The sequence below is a fragment of the Pectobacterium sp. CFBP8739 genome (assembly GCF_013449375.1).
Classification (GTDB): domain Bacteria; phylum Pseudomonadota; class Gammaproteobacteria; order Enterobacterales; family Enterobacteriaceae; genus Pectobacterium.
Window position 1 is genome coordinate 96,171 of the sequence record NZ_JACDRR010000007.1, and the last position, 23,203, is coordinate 119,373.

Sequence of the window (23,203 nt, forward strand, 5' to 3'; positions counted from 1 at the left end):
GCTCCAATAACATCATAGGGCGATTGGTGTTATACCTCATTGCAGGGCGCGGCTTCCCAGCGATAGCCGATGCCGTATACCGTGCGGATAAATGAGGTCTCTTCGTCCAGCTGTTCCAGCTTGCGACGCAGGTTTTTGATGTGGCTATCGATGGTGCGGTCGGTCACGACGCGGTAATCGTCGTAGAGCTTATCCAGCAGCGCCTCGCGGGAAAACACCTTGCCCGGTTCGGTGGAAAGCGTCTTGAGCAGACGAAACTCTGCCGGCGTCAGGTCAAGGTTCTGCCCCAGATAGCTGGCTTGAAAGCCGCCTTTATCAATCACTAGCGCGGTTTCGGTTTTCTCGATGGCTTTCACGCCGTCGTTCTGCCAGCCGCAGCGACGCAGCAGCGTTCTGACACGCACGACGACTTCGCGTGGGCTGAAGGGCTTACAAATATAGTCATCGGCACCAATTTCCAGCCCCAGCAAGCGATCGATCTCCTCGCTACGGGCGGTGACCATAATAATCGGCACGTTGGAGAACTGGCGGATAGTGCGGCAGAGCGTCAGGCCGTCGCAGCCTGGCAGCATTAAATCCAGCAAAATGAGTGAAGGGGAATACAGCCGCACCCACTCGACGACATCGTTACCGTCGGACAGCCAGTGCGTGGCGTAGTCCGCTGCCTGAAGATAATCCACCAGCAGTTGCCCCAGCTTGGGCTCATCTTCGACAATCAGAATAGGTGATGCCATAGCGAAATCGGATGCGGTTGTCATAGCTCTGCTTATTGTCGGTTTCAGGAATAGCGATCGGGATAACGCTTAATCCGGTACGTGCGAGGGGAGCTCAAGGGTAATCATCACGCCCCCTAATGGCGAATGTTCAGCATACAGCCGTCCGCTATGCGCCTCAACGATATTATTGCAGATTGCCAGCCCCAGCCCAGAGCCGCCGCTGGCGCGGTTGCGCGAACTTTCCGCACGGTAAAAGCGCTCGAAAATCAGCGTGAGCTGCTCGTCGGTCACGCCGGGGGCGCTGTCCTGCCAGATAATCGCCCAACGTTTATGCTGCTGCATGAGGGTAATGGTCAACTGTCCCTGCTCGTCAGTGTAGCGCAGGCTATTTTCCAGCAGGTTGTTAAATAGCTGGCTTAAGCGATCCGAGTCGCCAAACACATCAGCCTGAGTCGGTAATTCGGTGGTAAGCGTAATCTGTTTTTTCTGGAAGCGTTCATGAAACGCGGCGATAGCAATATGCAGAAGTTGCACCACGTCCACCGCCGTTTTGCGGTAGGCCAGCGACCCGCGATCGGACAGGGTGAGCTGGTGCAGATCGTCTACCAGTTTGGTGAGCGTCGTCACCTCAGACTGGAGCGAGTGCAGCGAATGCGCGTCGGGCTTGCGTACCCCATCCTGCAAGGCTTCCAGCTCACCGCGCAGCACCGCCAGCGGCGTGCGTAATTCGTGGGAGACATCGGCCATAAACGCACGACGCGACTGCTCGTTTTTCTCCAGCGTGCTGGCAAGCTGGTTGAAATCCTGCGCTAGCCTGCCTAGTTCATCGTGTGAGCTTGCCGTCACGCGGGTGCTGAAATCTCCTGAGGCCAAACTGTGCATGCCGTTGACCAGCCGCTTGACGGGCGCGAGCAGGCCACGCGCGGTCAGCCAGGTGGCGATGATCGCGAGCAGTGTCGAGAGCGCGACAATCAACCAACTGGTACGCTGCTGTTGTTGATCGAAGCTGATGTCGGCGTTGCGGGTTAGGCGTTCAACGGGCGAGGCAACAATCCAGCCGACTGTCTGGTTTTGCACCTGAATCGGCTGCCAGGTGCCTTCGTTCGGTATCGGTGCCGGAGAGCCGAACAGCTTGCGCTTGCCGGTATCGAGTACCCACAGGCGCACGCGTAGCCCCTGCATATTGTTGTCGGTGTCGTTGTTCTGATCCAACGAGTGCAGCATTTTGAACACCAGCCGGTCATTGTTGCGTAGGAATGACCAGTCGCCGTGCTGTTGATATTGTTCCGCCAGCGCGTCGCGTAGCTGCGTGACCCGCTGTTCGTTGCCGCGCTTAATGTAGTCGATAAAGCCGCGTTCGAAGCTGACGCGCACGCCCCAGTGCATGGTAATCAGCACCAGCATACAGGTGGCGAAAATCGCGAGGAACAGCTTAGCGGTGATTCCGAATTTCATAACGACCTCACGATTGACGCGGCAGCGTTGACTGCTTGATGGTGTCCGGTGGGACGCGGTTAAAAATTAACACTGGCAGGGCGATGATGACGATCATGCTGAGATAGGTGTAAATAAACACCCTGTGGGTTTCTCCACTTCCTGCTGCCATATGCGGTTGGGAAAATAGGCCTAGCAGGATGCCTGCGATGCTGACGCCAAGGCTGGTGGACAACTGCATGGTCATCGACAGCAGACTATTGCCGCCGCTGGCTAACGTATCCGGCAGATCTTTCAGCGTCAGTGTATTCATGGTGGAAAAACGAATGGCGTTCACCATGCCAAGGAAGAACAAGACAATCGGGATCATCCAGATCCATTGCATCAGCGCGACTAGCGCGAACAGCGCCGTGACCAGTGCCAGTAGCAGCGTGGAGACAATCAGCACGCGGCGGTAACCGAGCTGGTTAACGACCTGCACCACGATCCGCTTCATACCCATACTGCCTAGCACCATTGGTACCATCATCAGCCCGGCGTGGAACGGCGAAAAGCCCATTCCCAACTGCAAAAATAGCGGCGTCATAAACGGTAACATGCCGCTGCCGATACGTGCCAATAGCCCGCCGGTCAGGCCGATAGAGAAGGTATGGGTGTCGAACAGACGCAGATTAAACAGGGCTCGTTCGTTACGGCGCGCGTGTAGCCAATAGCTTAACAGGGCGATCAGTCCAATCGCGATTAACGCAAAAATGGCAATCGGCGGAATGCCGAGGCTGCGGTTACCGTCCAGCGCCAGCGTCAGTGTCGCCATACCGATGGCAAGCCAGAGGAAGCCGCTGATGTCAAAGCGCTGCGTTCGCATAGTGTAATTGGGCATCAGGAACCAAGTTGCCAGCGCGCCGATAATGCCAACGGGCAGGTTGATAAAGAAAATCCAGTGCCAGCTGGCGTATTCCACCAGAAAGCCGCCGAGTGCGGGCCCCATTAATGGGCCAATCTGGCCGGGCAGCGTCACGAATGTCATTGCTGCCATATACTGATCGCGCGGGACGATCTTCATCACGGTCAGCCGTCCTACCGGCACCATCATTGCGCCGCCGACGCCCTGAATAACGCGCGAGGCCAGCAGTTCATTCAGCGTTTCCGAACGGGCGCACAGCAGCGATCCGAGCGTAAACAGCAGAATCGCAGTGAAAAAGATGTTCTTCACGCCGATACGATCCGCCAGCCACCCGCTGGCAGGTAGCATCACCGCGACGGTCAGCACATAGGAAACAATCACCGAATGCATATGCAGCGGGCTTTCATTCAGACTCGCGGCCATCGAAGGCAGCGCGGTATTCACGATGGTGGTATCCAGCGTCTGCATAAAAAAGCCAAAGGCAACAATCCAAAGCTGCCAGCGGACGGAGGCTGGTTGGGTCATCTTCCATGACCCTCTGGATAGTTGGATATATTCGGCATAGTCGGTGGTGTCCTCACATTGTGAATATTTTTATCTCGGCGAGGTTTCGTGCGCTCAAGTATCACCGTTTTTCTAGTAGCGTTCCGAACGCGCCCGACCAAGGGCGGCTCAATTGCCGTCGCCCTTGGAACCCTGGCTTTTGGCGGGAAATTATGCCGCTATGCGGTGCCTTCGGGAAAAGCATCCTCTTTGCGGACCGCCGCTGACGCGTTCCCTACGCGGCATCGGCTTGCGCGGCATCCATGCCGCTTATCCGAGAGTATGCTTTTCCCTCAGCATAATTTACGCCAAGGTGGGAGTTCGTTGCGAGTTAAGCGCACGAAACCTCCCCAGAAATAGCATGTTATTAGATCGTTATCGTTGTTCATGTTCAGTCATGATAGTGACACATCTTGTCGCTCCGCTCATCCGAGAGAGCATCTTCTCCTCAGCATAATTTACGCCAAGGTGGGAGTCCGTTGCGAGTTAAGCGCACGAAACCTCCCCTGAAATAACATATTGATTATTATCACGACAGTGACAAATCCTTCTCTGGGGCTTTGCGCCGAATATGCCTCAGTTTGTCGAAAAACAGATACACCACCGGTGTGGTATACAGCGTGAGGATTTGGCTCATCACCAGCCCGCCGACAATAGTGATGCCGAGCGGCTGTCGCAATTCCGCACCGTCGCCGCTGGTCAACACCAGCGGCAGGGCGCCAAACAGCGCGGCCAGTGTGGTCATCATTATCGGACGGAAGCGCAACAGACAGGTCTGGAAAATCGCATCCTGCGCGCTCAGTTGGCCGCTGCGCTGCGCCACCAGCGCAAAATCCACCATCATGATCGCGTTCTTCTTCACGATCCCAATCAGCAGCATGATGCCAATCAACGCCACCAGACTAAACGGTGCGCCAAACCACTCCAGCGCCAGCAGCGCCCCTACGCCCGCCGAGGGCAGGGTAGACAAAATCGTCAGCGGATGCACATAGCTTTCATACAGCACGCCCAGCACGATATACACGGTAATAATGGCCGCCAGAATCAGCAATAGCTGGGAAGACTGCGACTGCTTGAACGCTTGCGCCGTACCGGAAAACTGGCCGCGTACTGCTGACGGCACACCCAACGATGTCATGGTTCTTTCTATCGCTGCCGTGGCGCTCGACAGATCGGTGCCTTCCGGCAAGTTGAAAGAAATTGTTGATGCGGCAGACAACCCCTGATGATTCACCGACAGCGGCGCGTTGAGCGGTTTCCAACTGGCGAAATAAGAAAGCGGGATGGGCTTGCCTTCTTTATTGATCACAAACATTTTGTCCAGCGAACTGACATCCTGTGTGTAGGTATCATCCACTTCCATCACCACCTTATATTGGTTCAGCGGCTGGTAAATGGTTGAAATCTGACGCTGTCCGAAGGCGTTATTGAGCAGTGCGTTGACGGCAGAAACGTTGATGCCGAGCTGCGCCATCGCATCGCGGTCGTAGGTGAGCGCCATTTCCGCGCCTTTATCCTGCTGATCGGAGTTCACATCGGCCAGCTCTGGCAACTTGCTGAAAGCGTTACGAATCTTAGGTTCCCAGGCGCGCAGTTCGTTCAAATCATCAGACAGCAGTGTGTACTGGTACCCCGCGTTCGCTTCACGCCCGCCGATGCGAATATCCTGCACTGGCATGAGAAACAGATTAGCGCCGGGTTCTTTTGCCAGCTTGATGCGCAGGCGGCTGATCACTTGTTGTGCCGATACATCACGCTCGGACAGCGGCTTAAGTGAGATAAACATCGACCCGCTGTTGGTGCGCGATCCGCCAGTAAAACCGTTAACGTTATCCACCGCCGGGTCGCTGCTGACAAGGGTCATGAAGTTCTGGAGTTTCACCGTCATGGCCTGAAAAGAAATGCTCTGGTCAGCCTGAATAAAGCCCATCAGTCGGCCCGTATCCTGCTCTGGGAAGAAGGTCTTCGGAATGCTGATATACAACCAGATATTGAGCGCGATGGTGCCCAGCAAGAGCAGTAACACCCAGCGAGCATGGTTGAGCACCCACTTTAGCGATTGCCCATAGCCTTGTTGCATCGCCAACAGCACGCGATTAAAACCGTGCTTGCGCGGCTGGCTGCGTTTAGGGACGGCATGCAGCAGTCGCGCGCATAGCATCGGCGTGAGCGTGAGTGAGATCAGCAGAGAAATCATGATCGCGACCGACAGCGTGACGGCGAATTCGCGGAATAGCCGCCCTGGTAAGCCGTCCATCAGCAGCAGTGGGATGAACACCGCTACCAGCGACAGACTCATGGATAAGACGGTGAACCCTACTTCGCGCACGCCCTGAAGCGACGCCTGTAGCGGCTTCATACCCGCTTCGATATGGCGGGAAATATTCTCCAGCACCACGATGGCGTCATCCACCACGAAACCGGTGGCAATGGTTAGCGCCATCAGCGACAAGTTATTCAGACTAAAGCCGCACAGGTACATGGCGGCAAAGGTGCCGATGAGCGATACCGGTACGGCCAACGCCGGAATGGCGGTCGCACGGCCGGAACGCAGGAACAGGAAGACGACCAGAATCACCAGCGCGACGGCAATCACCAGCGATCGTTCCACTTCCGCCAGTGAGGCGCGGATGGTGGGAGAACGGTCCTGTGCAACATCCAGCTGTATTTCGGCAGGGAGGCTGGCGCGCAGCTCTGGCATGGCGGCGCGGATATTGTCTACCGTGGTAATAATGTTGGCATCCGGCGCGCGGCGAATCATCACCAGAATCGCAGGCTTCGCGTTCGCCATCCCCGCGTTACGGGAATTCTGCACTGAATCTTCTACCGTAGCGACATCACTCAGGCGGACGGCGGCACCGTTGTTGTAGTGGATAATCAGCGGCGCATAGGCCGCGGCGGTTTTTAGCTCATCGTTGGTGCGTATCTGCCAGCTTTTCTGGCTGTTTTCGACATTTCCTAACGGCTGGCGCACGTTTGCCTGCGCGATAGCCTGCCGTACCTCGTCGAGGGAAATCCCCTGATTGAACAGCGCCACCGGATTCAGTGCGACGCGCACGGCAGGCAGCGAACTGCCGCCGATGGAGACATCGCCGACGCCTTCCATCTGCGAAATTTTCTGTGACAGCTGAGTCGAGGCAAAGTCGTACAACTGCCCCTGGCTGTAGGTGTCCGAGGTCAGCGTCAGGATCATGACGGGTGCGTCGGACGGATTGACTTTGCGGTAGGTCGGTCGGCTGGACATACCGGACGGCAGCAGGTTTTGCGCGGCGTTGATGGCTGCCTGCACATCACGCGCTGCGCCGTTGATATCCCTGTCGAGGTTAAACACCAGAATGACGCGTGTACTGCCGAGCGAACTGGTGGAGGTCATTTCGCTGACGCCTGCGATCCGGCCAAGTGCCCGTTCCAGCGGTGTCGCGACGGCGGAGGCCATCGTTTCTGGCGAGGCGCCGGGCAGGGAGGCGCTGACCGAAATAACTGGGAAATCCACCTGAGGCAGCGGCGACACCGGCAACAGGCGGAAACCCAGTACGCCACAGAGTGCGATGGCCAGCGTCAGCAGCAGGGTGGCGACGGGGCGGTGGATGAACAGGGCGAAGAACTTCACTCGGTTTCTTCCTCCTGACGCGCTAAACGGCGGAAACGCATCGCCAGACGGTCAAACAGCAGGTAAATCACCGGTGTGGTAAACAGCGTCAGAATCTGGCTCATGATCAGGCCGCCGACCATACAGATCCCCAGCGGCTGGCGCAGTTCCGCGCCGACGCCAGTGCTCAGCATCAGCGGCAGCGCACTCAACAGTGCCGCCATGGTGGTCATCAAAATCGGCCGGAAACGTAGCAGACAGGCCTGATAAATGGCGTCATACGGTGTCATCCCCTGCTCTCGCTCCGCCGCCAGAGCGAAGTCGATCATCATGATGGCGTTCTTCTTCACGATCCCGATGAGCAAAATGATCCCGATAATGGCAATCACATCCAGCTCATTCCCGGCCATCATGAGTGCCAGCAACGCGCCGACGCCTGCCGTGGGCAGCGTAGATAGGATGGTGATGGGATGAATAAAGCTCTCGTACAGCACGCCAAGCACAATGTACATCGCGACAATCGCCGCCACGATCAGCCACACGGTGTTGCTCAGCGCTGATTGGAACGCCAGCGTACTGCCCTGAAAACGGGTGGTGATATTCGCAGGCAGGTTCATCTGCTGCTCGGTCTGGGTAATGGCATCCACCGCTGCACCCAGCGCATAGCCTCTGGCGACGTTGAAGGAGATCGTCGTCGATGGGAACTGGTCGATATGGTTGATCGCCAGCGGCCCCTGACGCTCTTCGATGGTGGCAATACTACTGAGCGGAATGGTGCCGCCGTCGCTGCTGATGAGACGCACGTCGTTCAACGCGTCCAGACCGGTGTTGTTCGTCGTATCGTGTTCCAGCACGACACGGTACTGACTGGCCTGCGTATAGATGGTAGAGACCAGACGCTGGCCAAAAGCGTTGTACAACGCGCTATCGACCTGCGACATCGTGATGCCCAGACGGCTAGCGCTGTCGCGATTTACGTTGACGTAGGCAACGGCGGCACCGTCTTGCCAGTCGCTGCTGACATCCTCAAGCTGTGGCAGCTTTTTCAGCTCGGTCATCAGCTTGGGCACCCACTGGCTCAGCTCGTCCAGCGACATCGCCTGCAAGGTAAACTGGTACTGCGTGCGGCTGATTTGGGTGTCGATGGTGAGATCCTGCACCGGTTGCAGATATAGCTGGATGCCAGGAATCTGTGCCGTTTGCTGTTGCAGGCGGCTGATGATCTCTGGAATACGTTCGCTGCGCTCACTGAGCGGTTTCAGGTTGATTTGCAGACGGCCGCTGTTTAGCGCGGCATTGGTGCCGTCAACGCCAATGAATGAAGACACGCTCTCCACTGCTGGATCTTTCATGATGATGGACGCAACGCGCTGCTGGCGATCGGCCATATTGCTGAACGAAACGGTTTGCGGTGCCTGCACGGTGCCCTGAATGATGCCGTTATCCTGTATCGGGAAGAAGCCTTTCGGGATCCAAATATAGAGCAGAACCGTCAGCAGCAGCGTACCGAGCGCAACGCTAAGCGTCAGCCACGGGTGGTTCAGCACGTTGCGCAGCCAGACGCCGTAGGCATCGATCAGGCGAGTGAAGAAACGTTCGCTGGCGCGGGTAAAACGGTTCTGTTGCCGCAGCGACTGATGGCTCAGCATTCGTGCGCACATCATGGGCGTGAGCGTGAGCGATACGACGGCGGAAATCAGGATAGACACCGCCAGCGTGACGGCAAATTCGCGGAACAATCGTCCGACGATATCGCCCATAAATAGCAGCGGGATCAGCACGGCGATGAGCGAGAAGGTGAGAGAAATGATGGTGAAGCCGATTTCTCCTGCGCCCTTCAGCGCGGCATGAAGCGGTTTTTCCCCTTTTTCGATATAGCGGGCGATGTTTTCAATCACCACGATGGCATCATCCACCACGAAACCAGTGGCAATAGTCAGCGCCATGAGCGTCAGGTTATTGATGGAAAAACCGAGGAAGTACATGGCGGCAAAGGTGCCAATCAGCGACAGCGGCACCGCGATGCTCGGGATCAGCGTGGCGACGGCGTTACGCAAAAACAGGTAAATCACCATCACGACCAGCGCGATAGCCAACAGCAGCTCGAATTGGACGTCTTTTACTGAGGCGCGAATGCTGGTGGTGCGGTCGGTCAGCGTGGTGACCTCGACGGCGTTCGGCAGGCTGGCTTTCAACGCAGGCAGCATCTTACTAATGCTGTCCGTGGTTGTGATGACGTTGGCACCAGGCTGGCGCTGAACGTTGATAATGATCGCCTGCTGCCGATTCGCCCAGGCTCCGAGATGACTATTCTCTGCGGCCTGCTCAATCGTTGCGACATCCTGAAGCCGCACCGGTGCGCCATTCTTCCATGTAACAATCAGCTTGCGGTAATCATCAACGGTTTTCATTTGATCGTTGGCGGAGAGCGTGACCGAGCGCGTCGGGCCATCCAGACTCCCTTTGGCAGAATTCACGTTGGCGGCGGTAATCGCAGTGCGGATCGTCTCGCTGGTCAAACCGTATGCCGCCAGCGCGGGCGCATTCAGTCTGACCCGCACAGCCGGACGCTGTCCACCGGCTAACGACACCAGCCCGACGCCTGCCACTTGCGAGATTTTTTGCGCGATGCGGTTGTCCACCATGTCCTGAACTTGTGTCATCGACATGGCGCTGGAGGTGACGGCCAGCGTCATAATCGGCGGATCGGCTGGGTTTACTTTGCTGTAGGTCGGCGGATAGGGCAGATCGTTAGGCAGCAAGTTGCTGGCCGCATTGATGGCGGCCTGCACATCCTGCTCGGCGACATCCAGCGACAGCTCAAGCTGGAACTGAAGCGTAATGACGGATGCGCCGCCGGCGCTTTGCGTCGACATCTGTTTTAGTCCGGACATTTGACCGAACTGCCGCTCCAGCGGTGCGGTAATTGCAGACGTCACGACATCGGGGCTGGCGCCAGGATACAGGGTAACGACCTGAATCGTTGGGTAATCCACTTCGGGAAGTGCGGAAACCGGTAACGCCCGATAGCCGATGATACCGGCCAGCAAAATCGCGATCATCAGCAGCGTCGTGGCGACTGGACGCAGAATAAACAGGCGCGATGGCCCGCCGCCGCTGGCTGGAACGGTATCCTGCATCAGGATTTCTCCCCAGTGGTGGCGGGCGTTTTCTCCGTCAGCGTTGAGGGCACAACCTCTACTTTTGCCCCTTCGGTCAGACGGTCGATACCGTCAGTGACGACTTTCACATCGGCGTCCAGTCCTGCTGTCACCACAACCAACTGGCCGTACTGAATACTGGTGGTCACCTGACGCTTACTGACTTCGTTTTTATCATTCAGAATCCAGACGAAACGGCCTTCATTCCCCATTTGCACGGCGGAGGAAGGGGCGACGACGGCGTTTTTCAGCGTGTCGACCTTCATGCGGATATTCACGAACTGGTTCGGGAACAGGGCATCGTCCAGATTATCAAAACGCGCCTTGAGTTTGATCGTGCCCGTGGTGGCGTCGATCTGGTTATCCATGCTCAGCAGCGTCCCCTGTGAGAGTTTCTTTTGATTGGCGCGATCCCAGGCTTCCACCACGGGCGGCTGGCCTGATTTCTGCGCGTTCAGAATGGTGGAAATTTCCGCTTCCGGTACGGTAAAGACGACATCAATCGGGTAGGTCTGTGTGATCACGACAAGGCCATTGGTGTCGCCGCTGGTGATGTAATTCCCGACATCGACCTGCTTTAAGCCGATCCGACCACTGATAGGCGCAGTGATCTTGCTGTAATCCAACTGGAGCTGCGCGCTGGCTACGGCGCCTTCATCGGCTTTTAGCGTGCCTTCTGCTTGACGAACGGCGGCGGTCTGCGCATCCAGTTCCTGACGGGAGATCAGATTGGTTTTCACCAACTGCTGATAGCGCACTAAATCCTGTTGCGCATTAGCCAGCACGGCCCGATCTTTTGCCAACTGTCCCTGAGCCTGCGTGAGCTCAACCTGAAAAGGACGCGGGTCGATTTCTGCTAGTAAGTCGCCAGCCTTAACCTGTTGTCCTTCCTGAAAGTGCAGTGCCATCAATTGCCCATTCACCCGGCTGCGCAGCGTTACGGTGTTGGCCGCAGCCACAGTGCCTAAGCCGGACAGATAATAGGGCACGGAAGCAGACTGCGTCATCGCCGCCTGCACAGGGGCCAGCGTGCGCATAGCAGCGCGGCGTCCACCGCCATTGCTGTTGCTTCCCGAATGTGACGTACGGGCGGCGTGCTGTTCACTGGTGCCGGGGGCGGCAGAGGGCGTCGGGGTAAAGTGGCGCCAGATCAGCACGGCAATAGCGATAACGGCGGCAAGTATCAGCAGGCCTCGGATACGTTTGGCATTCATAGTGATGGATTACTCTCTCCAGGTTGCGCGGGAAGCACGGTGTACCCGTCATACTTCACGCTGCACGTGCGTGCGTTGTCACTTTAGTAAGCAGGTTTTGGGACCAATGGCCTTATTTTACTAGTTTAAACAGGAGATGCCGGACAAAAATGAAGGAAATATGGAAGATATGTCAGGGTTTGTAGGGAAAAAAATCCGGCAGCGCGAGGCTGCCGGATAGAGATAAGCGAGGAATATCGCAGTGAAGGATTACAGCACCAGACCCGCGATAGCGGCGGAAAGGATGCTCACCAGCGTGGAACCGTAAACCAATTTCAGACCGAAGCGAGAAACCACGTTGCCCTGTTGTTCGTTCAGGCCTTTGATCGCGCCAGCAATAATCCCGATGGATGAGAAGTTGGCGAAGGACACCAGGAACACAGACAGAATACCCACGCTGCGTGGAGACAGTTCGCCTGCCACTTTTTGCAGTTCCAGCATGGCGACAAACTCGTTAGAAACCAGTTTGGTTGCCATGATGCTACCTACCTGCAGGGCTTCATTAGAGGGGATACCCATGACCCAGGCAAACGGGTAGAACGCGTAGCCGAGGACTTCTTGGAAGCTGATACCAAAAATGGCGCTGAAAATGGCGTTGACCGCGGCAATCAGTGCAATGAAACCGATCAGCATTGCTGCAACGATAACGGCGACTTTAAAGCCCGCCAGAATGTATTCGCCCAGCATTTCAAAGAAGCTCTGATTTTCGTGCAGGTTACCCAACTGCAATTCCGGTTCTTCTCCGACTTTGTAGGGGTTAATCAGCGATAGTACGATGAAGGTACTGAACATGTTCAGAATCAGCGCAGCAACGACGAATTTGGCATCCAGCATCGACATGTACGCCCCGACGATAGACATCGACACAGTCGACATCGCCGTTGCCGCCATGGTGTACATACGCTTTTCAGACATCTTGCCCAGAATATCTTTATAGGCAATGAAGTTTTCGGACTGGCCGAGAATCAGTGAACTGACCGCATTAAAGGATTCCAGTTTACCCATGCCGTTCACTTTGGACAGAAGCGTACCAATGGCGCGGATGATGATCGGCAGCACTCTAATGTGTTGCAGGATACCGATCAGCGCGGAAATGAAGACGATAGGGCAGAGCACTTTGAAGAAGAAGGAAATCAGGTTCTTCTCACTATTCACCATATCACCGAATACGAAGTCCGTCCCTTGGCCTGCAAATCCGAGTAATTTGTCGAATACCGCCGCGAACCCCTTAACAACACCTAACCCAATGTTTGAGTACAAGAAGAAATACGCGAGCAGAATTTCGATGACGAGTAACTGAATAATAAAACGAATACGAATGCTTTTACGATCGCGGCAGACAAGCAGCGCCAGCGCCGTAACAACAACCAGCGCCAGAATAAATTGCGCGATATGGGACAGGGACATGTGTGCTCCAAATATGAGGCAGGCCAAATTTTCCACGTCATTTTATGTAACGCGTGCATTAAAAATGAGAGGGAGAACGCAAAAAAATAATTATACCGTGGGATTTTATCTAAACTAAATGCCATGTCTCGTTATCCGCACTTTTCTGGTCATTCATTATTCTTATTCCAAGCAGAAAGTGGTATTGCCCTGCTTTAGGTTGCAGGTTGGTGAGTCTTTTATGATGTTTTTGCATGAAACTACAACGCAGCGCGTTTGGCTGAGATGCTGAAAATCAGTCAAGCCAACTATCTGGCGCGGTATGAAACGCTGCAACCGCTGGTATGCGAGCAAGGTATCGGGTCATTCGTTATTATTCGCCGACGAGCGAGTTTCTGTCGGGTAAGTATCGCCAGTGCGACATCGCTGGAGCAGGTAGCCGAACTGGCGAGCGCGACGCGGCTGGTGCTGCCGGCAGAAGATATTGAGTTGCTGGATCGTGCGAGTCGTTATTAGGAAATTGCCTTCTTCGCAGCGGTATTTTCGTTGCATTTTTATGCAGACGTGAAGATGGTTTCGTGCGCCACAATATCGCAATTTTCATACTACCTCGTAGCACGCGCCCGACATAGGGGGCTCGCCAGCCCCCTATGAACCCCGGCTTTTTGGCGGGAATTATGCCGCTAAAGCGGTGCCTTCGTCGGTATCAGGCTTAGAGGACCGCTTGCGACACGTTTACTCGCCCCATAAACGGGGCTCGCCCTTCGGGCCAGCACGAGTGCTGTTCAAAAACGTCTCTGACGTTTTTGTCGGACGTGGCGCAAGCTCTCGCCGCGTCCATGCGGCTCATCATAAGCCTGCTATCTCCTCAGCATAATTTCTTACGCCGGGTAACGGCAAAACGCATTGGGAGTCGTAAAACTGTTAGCGTACTTCTTTGTCTGCGCCATCATCCTCAAACCAGGCGGCCAGTTCGCGGCGCAGGTTATCTGACTGCGTACCGAAAATAGCCTGTACCTGATGACCGACGATGATCACACCGATAGCGCCCAGTTTTTGCAGGCTGTCGCTGTTGACCAACCGCAGACTGTGAACCTCGACCCGCAGGCGGGTGATGCAGGCATCCAGACTGACGATATTTTCTTTGCCACCAAAGGCGGTCACCAACTGCTGCAAGTTTTCTTTGTCTAGCGGTGAAGCGATTTCAATCTCGGTAATTTGCTTACCCAACATTGACGCGAACAATTTCCGAAAATTGTGAATCTTGCCCATCGTAGTCACCTCTTTGTTTGTTTATCAACCTGAGTATGATAGTGCGGCTCACGTAACATGACTGTTAGGCGACACACGGTGATGCGGTTGCGTAGAAGCACTTATCACCGTGGCCGCCTCAGTTTCGTGATGCGTAACTGACAAGCTGGCGTCGTTACCGCAACGCGCGGCGTAGGATCCGACAGCCATAACCTGACAGCGTGATGGATCCCGACAGCGTGCTGCCCGTGGTCATTTCTTCGTAGGTGGCAGGCAGCGTGACCTGCTGCGGCGTTGCCGTGTAGTTCTGTACGAAGATAAATTCATTTTCCCCGTCATCACGACGATGCGCGACAATCCCGTAAGGCAGGTCGGTTGGTAGCGCGCGCGGTAAATCCAGCACCTGTATCAGCGTGGTGAAGAAATCCCGCTGGAAGGTGAGGTCGTTGCGTGAGGCGATGTAATAAGCCTGACCTTTGCCGTAATCATTGACCGTAACGGCGGGACGTCCGGCGTAGAAATCGCTGTCATAGGTCGCCAGTGCTCGCGCACCTTCAAGGTGAATCAGCTCGCACAGGTGCGTGACCTGATACGGACCAACCAGACCTTGCTCGTTACCGCTCAGGCCGCTGATGCTGTTGCTTTCATGATCGTACAGACCGTCGATTTCTTCCGCCCAAATGCCCATGATAGGACGAAGCGGCCCAGGGAAACCGTTCAGATGACACAGATCGGTTTCGTTGACGACGCCAGACCAGTAGGTGGTAACGAAGCGGCCGCCTTGTTTGACGAAGGCATCGACACGTTCGGCAAAGCCATCACGAACCATGTAGAGCATGGGGGCAATCACGAGCTGATAGCCGCTGAGATCGACATCGGCATTGATGATGTCCACCGCGACGCCTTGTTCCCAGAACGTACGATAATGTTCGGTGACGGTTTTTTCGTAGAACAGCCCCGCGTTGCGCGGCCCTTGGGCGTTGTCCATCGCCCAGCGGCTTTCCCAGTCGAAAATGATGGCGACCTTGGCGTCAACCCGGCTCCCTGCCACGGGAGCGAGTTTGTTGAGGATGTCACCCAACGCCTGTACTTCACGTCCGACTCGGGTATCAATATGCCCGATATGATCGACCACCGCGCCGTGGAATTTCTCGACGGAACCGCGGCTCTTACGCCACTGGAAATACTGCACCGAGTCTGAACCGTGCGCAACGGCCTGAAGAGAAGACAGGATATGCATGCCCGGCTTTTTCAGCTTGCTGATCGGTTGCCAGTTGGTCAGGCTTGGCGTGGACTCCATCAGATAGAAAGGCTTTCCGCCTTTCAGCGTACGCATCAGGTCGTGATACATCGCGGTATAGGCGCCCAGCGTGCAGTCATCTTCCGCGTTATGCCACAGCGGGTAGCTGTCCCAGGAGATGAAGTCGATCACCTTCGCTAATTGCCAGTAGTCGTAATCATAGAAATATTCCATGAAGTTCGTCGTGGTTGGCAGAGACGGATTTTCGGCCTTGAGCGGGGCAATTTCTGCGGCACAGAAATCGCTAACCTGTGAGGTGTTAAAGCGTTTCCAGTCCAGATTCAGGCCGTGAATGGAGACTTCACCAATGGGCGACGGCGGTTCTAGCTGTGACCAGTCGGTGTAGGTATGGCTCCAGAAGCTGCTCCACCATGCTTTATTCAGCGCGTCTATCGTGCCATAGCGGGCTTTCAGCCAGTTCTGGAAGGTACTGCGGCAGGTCTCACAGTGGCATTCGCCGCCGTATTCGTTGGAAATATGCCAACCGATCACCGCCGGATGATGCGAGTAGCGTTTTGCCAACTGGGTGTTCATCTGTTTTACTTTTTCGCGATAGTTCGGCGAGCTTAGGCAGTGATTGTGGCGACCGCCGTGCAGCGCGCGCACGCGGTTGCTCCCCACGCGCAGCACGTCGGGGTATTTCTGCGACAGCCAGGCCGGGCGCGCACCGCTCGGTGTGGCCAGAAAAACGAAGATACCGTTGGCATACAGCGTGTCGAGGATGCTGTCCAGCCAACCAAATTCGTAGCGACCTTCTTCCGGTTCAAGCCCAGACCAACTGAAAATCCCCACGGACATGACGTTGCACTGGGTCTGCTTCATCATTTCAATGTCTTTTTCCAGCACCTCTGGGTTGTCCAGCCATTGGTCGGGGTTATAGTCAGCACCGTGTAGCAGAACAGGGACTTTGCTGCTTAGCGGGGGGAATTTGAACATCGTTCTCTCCTAAACGGGTTGTCACGTGTTGAATTCGGTTTGCGGCTTACTTAAACACTTTAATGGAAGGCAGGACGTTGCCTTTGCAGTCGAACAGTGCCTGATTTTCTCGCGCGTTGCCTTCTTTCCATTCGTCGCTGTTGTATTTCATACCGGCTTTCGTCGCCCAGGTTGCGCCGGGAGTCGGCAGCCAGATCGGCTCCCAATAGAAGATGCCTTTGCCGCGCTGATTGGGGACGTTGATGATGCTTTGCATCAGATCGTGCAGGTAGTTGGCCTGACCCTGTACGGAAGCGGGATAGCCCCCCGCATCCTGCTCTTTTTGCTGGAAGCTGTTTTCCGCGTTGTCGCAGTTTTCCAGCGTATAGGCGTAGGCGGCTTCCACCACGATGATGTCTTTATTGTAGCGTTTGGTGACGTCGTTCATGTTGTACTGCAACGCGCTGATAGGGCCGTTCCAGTAGGTGTAGAACGAGGCACCGATGACATCGAATGGCACATTGCGTTTGACGATTTCATCGAACCACCAGATAAAGGTGTCGTTTTTGGTGCCTTCTGCCAGATGCAGCATGATTTTGACGTTATTCGCGCCCTGTACGTCCTTAACACCCTGAATACCGGCTTTCAGCAGTGCCGCGAGGCGATCGAATTCGCCACCGCCCTGACCCCAGCTTTTTCCTTCTGGCCACAGCATTCCGCCGTTCAGTTCGTTACCGATCTGCACCATATCCGGCATGACGCCTGCTTTCTGGAATTCGCTAATCGTGGCTTTGGTGTAGTCATGTACGGCCGTTGTGAGCTGCGTGATGTTCAGGCCAGACCAGGCTTTGGGCTTGTTTTGGTGGGCCGGGTCGGTCCAGAAATCGCTGTAGTGGAAATCCAGCAACACTTTCATACCGTTCGCTTTGGCGCGCTTAGCCAGCGCCAGCGTGGTCGCCAGATCGTTGTTACCGCCGCCGTAGGCGTTGCCCGCCGCATCTTTCGGATCGTTCCAGATACGCAGTCGGATGTAGTTAATCCCGTTCTCTTTCAGGATCAGCATGGCATCTTTCTGTTTGCCATGCTCGTCATAAAATTTTCCGCCGTGCTTTTCCACCTCGTTCAGCATGGAAATATCCGCGCCCTTAATGAAATCGGCAGGGACGTTCGTCAATTTATTGATTGTCACATTCTCAGCAGCATACAAGGCTTGCGGCAGGGAGAAGGTCAGCAGGCCCGTTGCGAGCATGGCAGCCATCAGTACGCGTTTTTTCATTTTCATTTTACGTTCCTGGAGTTGTACAGATGTTGAATAATTACCCTTTGGTCCCGCCTGACGTCAGGCCGGAGACAAAGTACTTTTGCAAGGAAAGATAAAGAATGGCGACCGGCACCGCGATCAGCACGGCTCCCGCAGCGTAGGTGGTGTAGCTGGCTCCCATTTTCTGTGCGACCAAGTTGTACAGCCCGATGGGGAGCGTGTACTGATCCGGCGTGCGTAGGATCGTGCTGGAGAGAATGAAGTCGCCCAGCGGACCGGTAAATGAGAACAGGGCAATCACCGCGATGATCGGCTTGGACAGCGGCATAATGATCTCAATAAAGATGCGGAAGTTGCCTGCGCCGTCCATCCGTGCGGACTCATCCAGATCTTTGGGAATGGCATCCAGATAGCCTTTCATCAGGTAGGTATTCATCGGAATCATGCCGCCGACGTAAACCAGCACCAGCGCAATATGGCTGTTCACCAGCCCCAGCATCTGTGCTAGCACGAAGATGGCGATCAATGCGGAGAACTGGGGGATCATCTGCAATAGCAAAAACAGCATCAGTCCGTTCTGGCGGCCGCGAAAACGGAAACGAGAGAACGAATACGCGGTGAAGCTGACGCTGACGAGCGTCAGAATCATGGTCAGGAAGCTGATTTTCATCGAATTCCAGTACCAGGCTGCATAGTCAATCTGGCCGTTAAACAGCTCCTCATAGTGAATGAAGGAGAAGTTATCCGGAATGATTGACGTATTAAGCAGGCTGCTGCCGGGATTCAACGACGCGCCAATCGTCCAAATCAATGGATAGATAATGATGATGGCGACGATCGCTAGCAGCAGGTAGGTCAGGCCGAGTTTGATAAAATTCTGGCGTTTAACGCTGTGTTTTTTCATCTGCGCGCTTTCCTATGCCATGTTGTCTTGTTTGAAGGAATTGGTGGCGCGGAACTGCCACAGCGCGATTCCCACGACAAAGATCGACAGCAGAATGGTGATGCTGGCTGCGATCGCATATTGGGAAGAAGACATGGTCAGCTTATAAATCCAGGACACCAGAATATCCGTTCCGCCTGCGTTGGAACCGATTACCGCCGGTCCACCGTTGTTGAACAGATAGATGATGTTGAAATTATTAAAGTTAAATGTGTACTGCGTGATGATGATCGGCGCAATGGAGTAGAGCACCAGCGGCAGCGTGATGGTGGTCAGCTTGTACCAACTGCTGGCGCCGTCAATCGTCGCGGCTTCGTACAAGTCGTCAGGAATCGCCTGTAAGACGCCGGTGGTCATGGCGAACACAAACGGGAAGCCTAACCACGTTTGCATCAGAATCAGCGCGGTTTTGGTCCAGAACGGATCGGTCATCCAGGCCTTTGGTTCAATCCCCAGCGCGGCCAGAATGCCGTTGTTAATCACGCCAAACGTTTCGTTAAACATCCCCGCGAAGACCAGAATGGTGACGAAACCCGGCACTGCCCACGGCAGGATCAGGATGGTGCGGATGAGCGGTTTGAAACGCAGGCCTTTTTGGTTCACCAGAATTGCCAGCAGTATGCCCACGGCACACTGGAGCGTGGTCGCAATCAGCGTCCAAATCACCGTCCATTGCAGCACGTCAAAGAACGTCGATCGCCAGAGGTCGAGCCGGAAGATGTTGATAAAGTTCTTCATCCCGACCCAGTCGACCAGCTTGGCAGGCGGTGTGTGATAGAGGTCGTAATTGGTAAAGGCGATGGAGAAACCGAAAATAATCGGGAAAACCACGACAAAGACCAGCAGGATGAAGCCGGGCGTGATCATCAGATAAGGGAAGCCTTCGCTCAGCAGCATCTGATATTGCTTCTTCACGCTGTTCAGCGGCAGACCTTTATCGCGTCGGGTGCCGCACACATAGGCATCGCGCAGGCTGCAATAGTAAACACCGACGCCAAAAGCGGCGACGATCAGGCTGATAATGCCTTTTGCCAGCAGAAAAATAGAGTGATCGCGCGGTAGCTCGGTGCCCAGCGTAATCAGCCCCCACGCGCCGTCTCGCAGGAAATCATGGAATATGCTGATAAAGCAGACCATGACGATAAAGAAAAACGCGCCTTTGACGATCTGGCGGTTATACATCTGCCCAAGGCCGGGGACGAGCGCCAACAATACCGCTGTTCTGGCATGGCGACGTCCTCTCTCTTGTGGCGCAAGGCCGCTGGCGTTGACGGTCACATCTACCTCCATTTTCTTAAAAACATGGGTATCCTCACACCCCGAAATTTATTGGGGGAAAAGGAGGAAACCCATGTTGACCCACGGTGGAGCAGGGGGTTACTGGTTACTGTGGTTAGCTTCGATCTGCATTTTTATGACTTTCACGGCGGATTCCAGCGCTGCTTTGGTGTCCTGCTTGCCGGTCACGCTCAGCTGTAGCGCGCTGTTAGCGGGCGTCCAGACTTCCTGCATTTCCGGCACGCTTGGCATAGGGACGGCATAGCCGGATTGGATCGCGACAGCGCGGGATTTCTCGTCGTCCTTAATCAGCGGATCGTCAACCAGTGCAGCGATCGGTGGAATTTCACCGGTCAGTTGGAAGCGAACTTTGGCGTATTCCGGCTGATTGATGAACTCAATGAATTTCTGCGCTAACGCTTTGTTTTTGGAGTAGGTAGAAATGCTGTAGCCTTTCACGCCCAGCAGCGAACGTGGATGCTCGCCATTTGGCAGCAGCGGCAGTGGCGCCACGCCATAGTTTACACCGGCGTTCTTATACGGCTGGAATGCCCACGGGCCGGTAATGACGGCGGCGGCCTTTTTCTCGGTAAACAAGGAATCGATGGCGTTAGCGCCGGTTTCACCGACGATGCCTGGTGGGAACAGGCCATCGGCATAGAATTTCTTGATGTAGTTCACCGCATCGATGGTGGCTGGCTTATCCAGACCGATATCTTTTACATTCGGTGAACCGTTGCTGTTCTGTCCGAAAATGTAGCCACCCATTCCGGCGATGACACCATAGGCGTAATAAATTTCGTCAAATTTTGCCAGCAGGCCGTAGCGGCCTTCTGCACGTTGCTGTTTGGAGAAGGTGAACAGGTCGTCGAATTTTTCCGGCGGCTGCGGCATCAGGTCTTTGTTGTACACCAGCACGGTGGTTTCAACGGCTTTCGGCACGCCGTACAGCTTCCCGTTATAGGTCTGGGCTTCCAGAGCCGGTTTGGTGAAGCTCGACAGGAATGTCTGATCCAGTTTCAGTTCGCTAATCAACCCCTGAACGACGGCGGTGCCCACCTGATCGTGTGGCATGACAATCACATCCGGGCCGATACCCGCCGGACCGTCCAGACGGAGTTTCTCAATCTGCTGAGCATAAGGCGTTTCCAGCACAGTGATTTTGACATTATTCTGTTTTTCAAAGGCTTTGATCGCATCGGCGATGCCGTCGGATTTCTTGATATCTTCCCATACCAGAAGCGTGTTATCGGCTGCCAGCGCTGATTTGCTGAGTACGCCAGTGATACCCAGTGAAATCATAATGACGGTGGTCAGTGTTTTCATTTTCATCATTAATCCTCAAAGCCCTGGTGGGCCCATCATGGTCGGAAATCGTCGCGTACTCTGTTCTCTTTTGCCCTTTTTACGGCCTTTGTGCAGTGTTGGTGTAACGTTACACCGCACGGCACGACAAAGTAGGAAATGAAGCATCTGACGGTACGTGTTTTCTGGTCATCGTCTCTGTATGGCGGTTGGCGCTTTATTGCGCGTTTGCCACAATGTAGGGTAACGGTTACACCAGTTGCGATTACATTAAGCAGAGTGCGCCACGTCTGCCAGCGAAACATGTAAAGGCTGTGATCTCATGCACAAAAGTAACCCCCTGTTTGTGCAAACGGTTACACCATGCTGTTATATTGAGATTATGACCAGCGTACAGGTTAGCCTGACCGGATGTTGACGCGTCTGGAAGGGCTGTCGAGCTATTTTGAGTGGGTGAGCACCAGGCTATCTCGACTCAACGCTTATATACTGAAAAGTAAAATTATCAAGAGGTTACCGTTATGGCGTCTATCCAGTTGGATAAAGTGAGTAAGCATTTTGGCAAAACGATTACGCTTCACGATGTGAATCTGACGATTGCAGATGGTGAGTTCGCTGTTTTTGTCGGGCCGTCTGGCTGTGGTAAGTCGACATTGCTGAGAATGATTGCCGGGCTGGAAGATGTCACGGGTGGTGAAATCATGATTGATGATGCGGTGGTCAATGATGTCGCCCCTGCTCACCGCGGCGTTGCGATGGTGTTTCAATCTTATGCGCTGTATCCGCACATGACCGTCGCTGAAAATATGGGCTATGGCCTGCGCGTGAATGGCGTACCGAAAGACCAGATTAAGCACCAGATCGAGATGGTGGCGAAGACGCTGCAACTGTCTCATCTGCTTGAGCGCAAGCCGAAAGAGCTGTCCGGCGGCCAGCGCCAGCGTGTGGCGATCGGGCGCGCCATCGTGCGTAATCCGAAAGTGTTCTTGTTTGATGAACCGTTGTCGAACCTGGATGCCGAGCTGCGTGTGGATATGCGGTTACACATTGCCAAGCTGCATCAGGAATTGAAAACGACGATGATCTACGTGACGCACGATCAGGTCGAAGCCATGACGCTGGCGGATAAAATTGTGGTTATGAACTACGGCAAAGTCGAGCAGGTTGGATCGCCGATGGCGCTTTATTATCATCCGGTTAACCAGTTTGTGGCGGGCTTTATCGGCTCGCCAAAAATGAACTTCCTGCCTGCGCAGGTGATGGATTGGACGCCGGAATGCCTGAGGGTGAATATTGCCGAGCAATTACAGCTTGAGCTGCCGATTCGTACTAGCGAATTGCGTGTTGGCAGCACGATAACGCTGGGGCTGCGGCCGGAACATGTGTCACCGGAAGGCGAGGGCATTCGCTTGTCATTCGGCTGTGAGGTCGTCGAGCGTTTAGGTAACAGTACCTATCTGTTCGGCCAATGCTGCGGGATTGATAACTTCAAACTGCTGCTGGCGGGCGACAGCGCCTTTAAGCCTTATGAACATATTGAGGTGTTCTTCTCGCCCAATAACTGTTTGGTGTTTAACGCCGATGGTTTGCGTATCAGCGCCTAGTTAAGCGACGGCATCGCTGGATCTCAGCCCAAATCCCTACTAAACATAACCAGCGCCCTTCGCGGGCGCTCACCCTTATTGCTGCTGATGACATCATCTGTCTCTCAATATTCCGCTGTTTTGGGTTTCTCTGGCGTGAAAAATTGCGCTGAGGTGGGCGGGACTGCCGGGTGAGCGGCATGGACGCCGCGAAAGTCAGTGCCGCGTCGGGAACGCGTCACTGGCGGCCCGAATAGCGGTCACGCACGCCGAAGGTATCGCGTAGCGACGCAATTAGCGCCGAAAAGCCAGTGGTCAAGGCGCTGCGGCGATTGAGCGCGCCTTGTCGGGCGTGTGATGACATCACAGATTTGCTCGGTA

15 protein-coding genes and 1 pseudogene are annotated in these 23,203 nt (G+C 54.9%); 2 read left to right on the top strand and 14 right to left on the bottom strand.

The features are described from left to right. Positions 1-29 precede the first annotated feature (29 nt). The 7 genes from baeR to H0247_RS06475 form a co-directional block, all read right to left on the bottom strand. Complete coding sequence (gene baeR, locus H0247_RS06445) at positions 30-758, bottom strand: two-component system response regulator BaeR (RefSeq protein ID WP_180741804.1); 729 nt, start codon at positions 756-758, stop codon at positions 30-32. A 45-nt stretch (positions 759-803) separates the two neighbouring features. Beyond that, positions 804-2,171 (bottom strand): two-component system sensor histidine kinase BaeS, encoded by a 1,368-nt coding sequence (gene baeS, locus H0247_RS06450; protein WP_180741805.1) that lies wholly within the window; start codon positions 2,169-2,171, stop codon positions 804-806. Positions 2,172-2,178: 7 nt separating this feature from the next. After that, positions 2,179-3,579 (bottom strand): MFS transporter, encoded by a 1,401-nt coding sequence (locus tag H0247_RS06455; protein ID WP_180741806.1) that lies wholly within the window; start codon positions 3,577-3,579, stop codon positions 2,179-2,181. 547 nt (positions 3,580-4,126) lie between these two features. Then, positions 4,127-7,207, bottom strand: coding sequence for a multidrug efflux RND transporter permease subunit MdtC (gene mdtC / locus H0247_RS06460; protein WP_180741807.1), 3,081 nt, complete (start codon positions 7,205-7,207; stop codon positions 4,127-4,129). Next, the gene (locus H0247_RS06465) at positions 7,204-10,326 is read right to left on the bottom strand and encodes an MdtB/MuxB family multidrug efflux RND transporter permease subunit (RefSeq protein ID WP_180741808.1); all 3,123 of its coding nucleotides are present in this window, start codon (positions 10,324-10,326) and stop codon (positions 7,204-7,206) included. The genes mdtC and H0247_RS06465 overlap by 4 nt, the downstream gene beginning before the upstream one ends. Further along, positions 10,326-11,561: an MdtA/MuxA family multidrug efflux RND transporter periplasmic adaptor subunit gene (locus H0247_RS06470; protein WP_180741809.1), complete on the bottom strand. Its 1,236-nt coding sequence runs from the start codon at positions 11,559-11,561 to the stop codon at positions 10,326-10,328. Before H0247_RS06470 ends, H0247_RS06465 begins: the two co-directional genes overlap by 1 nt. Before the next feature lie 249 nt (positions 11,562-11,810). Beyond that, entirely contained in the window at positions 11,811-13,001 is a 1,191-nt protein-coding gene (locus H0247_RS06475) for a NupC/NupG family nucleoside CNT transporter (RefSeq protein ID WP_304622219.1), read from the bottom strand. A gap of 243 nt (positions 13,002-13,244) precedes the next feature. Between H0247_RS06475 and H0247_RS06480 the strand changes: the two are divergent. Next, positions 13,245-13,502 (top strand): annotated as a pseudogene (locus H0247_RS06480) (hypothetical protein); the annotation flags it as partial. A gap of 408 nt (positions 13,503-13,910) precedes the next feature. On the opposite strand, the gene H0247_RS06485 reads toward H0247_RS06480, so the two are convergent. The 6 genes from H0247_RS06485 to H0247_RS06510 all read right to left on the bottom strand — a co-directional run bounded on the left by H0247_RS06485 (position 13,911) and on the right by H0247_RS06510 (position 21,266). Next, entirely contained in the window at positions 13,911-14,258 is a 348-nt protein-coding gene (locus H0247_RS06485; protein WP_014916161.1) for a glucose PTS transporter subunit EIIB, read from the bottom strand. 154 nt (positions 14,259-14,412) lie between these two features. Then, complete coding sequence (locus tag H0247_RS06490; RefSeq protein ID WP_180741811.1) at positions 14,413-16,473, bottom strand: beta-galactosidase; 2,061 nt, start codon at positions 16,471-16,473, stop codon at positions 14,413-14,415. Between the two features lie 46 nt (positions 16,474-16,519). Next, on the bottom strand, positions 16,520-17,734 hold the full coding sequence (locus H0247_RS06495) for an arabinogalactan endo-beta-1,4-galactanase (RefSeq protein WP_180741812.1): 1,215 nt from the start codon (positions 17,732-17,734) through the stop codon (positions 16,520-16,522). 34 nt (positions 17,735-17,768) lie between these two features. Beyond that, positions 17,769-18,617, bottom strand: coding sequence for a sugar ABC transporter permease (locus H0247_RS06500; protein ID WP_180741813.1), 849 nt, complete (start codon positions 18,615-18,617; stop codon positions 17,769-17,771). Positions 18,618-18,629: 12 nt separating this feature from the next. Beyond that, a complete protein-coding gene (locus H0247_RS06505; protein WP_180741814.1) occupies positions 18,630-19,946 on the bottom strand; it encodes a carbohydrate ABC transporter permease in 1,317 nt (438 codons plus the stop codon). Between the two features lie 87 nt (positions 19,947-20,033). After that, positions 20,034-21,266, bottom strand: a complete 1,233-nt coding sequence (locus H0247_RS06510; RefSeq protein WP_180741815.1) for an extracellular solute-binding protein — start codon at positions 21,264-21,266, stop codon at positions 20,034-20,036. A gap of 494 nt (positions 21,267-21,760) precedes the next feature. Here H0247_RS06510 and H0247_RS06515 point away from each other — a divergent pair, with 494 nt between their 5' ends. After that, the gene (locus H0247_RS06515) at positions 21,761-22,843 is read left to right on the top strand and encodes an ABC transporter ATP-binding protein (RefSeq protein ID WP_180741816.1); all 1,083 of its coding nucleotides are present in this window, start codon (positions 21,761-21,763) and stop codon (positions 22,841-22,843) included. Between the two features lie 217 nt (positions 22,844-23,060). Here H0247_RS06515 and H0247_RS19790 read toward each other — a convergent pair whose 3' ends face one another. Then, positions 23,061-23,186: a hypothetical protein gene (locus H0247_RS19790; RefSeq protein WP_255433889.1), complete on the bottom strand. Its 126-nt coding sequence runs from the start codon at positions 23,184-23,186 to the stop codon at positions 23,061-23,063. Positions 23,187-23,203: the final 17 nt, after the last annotated feature.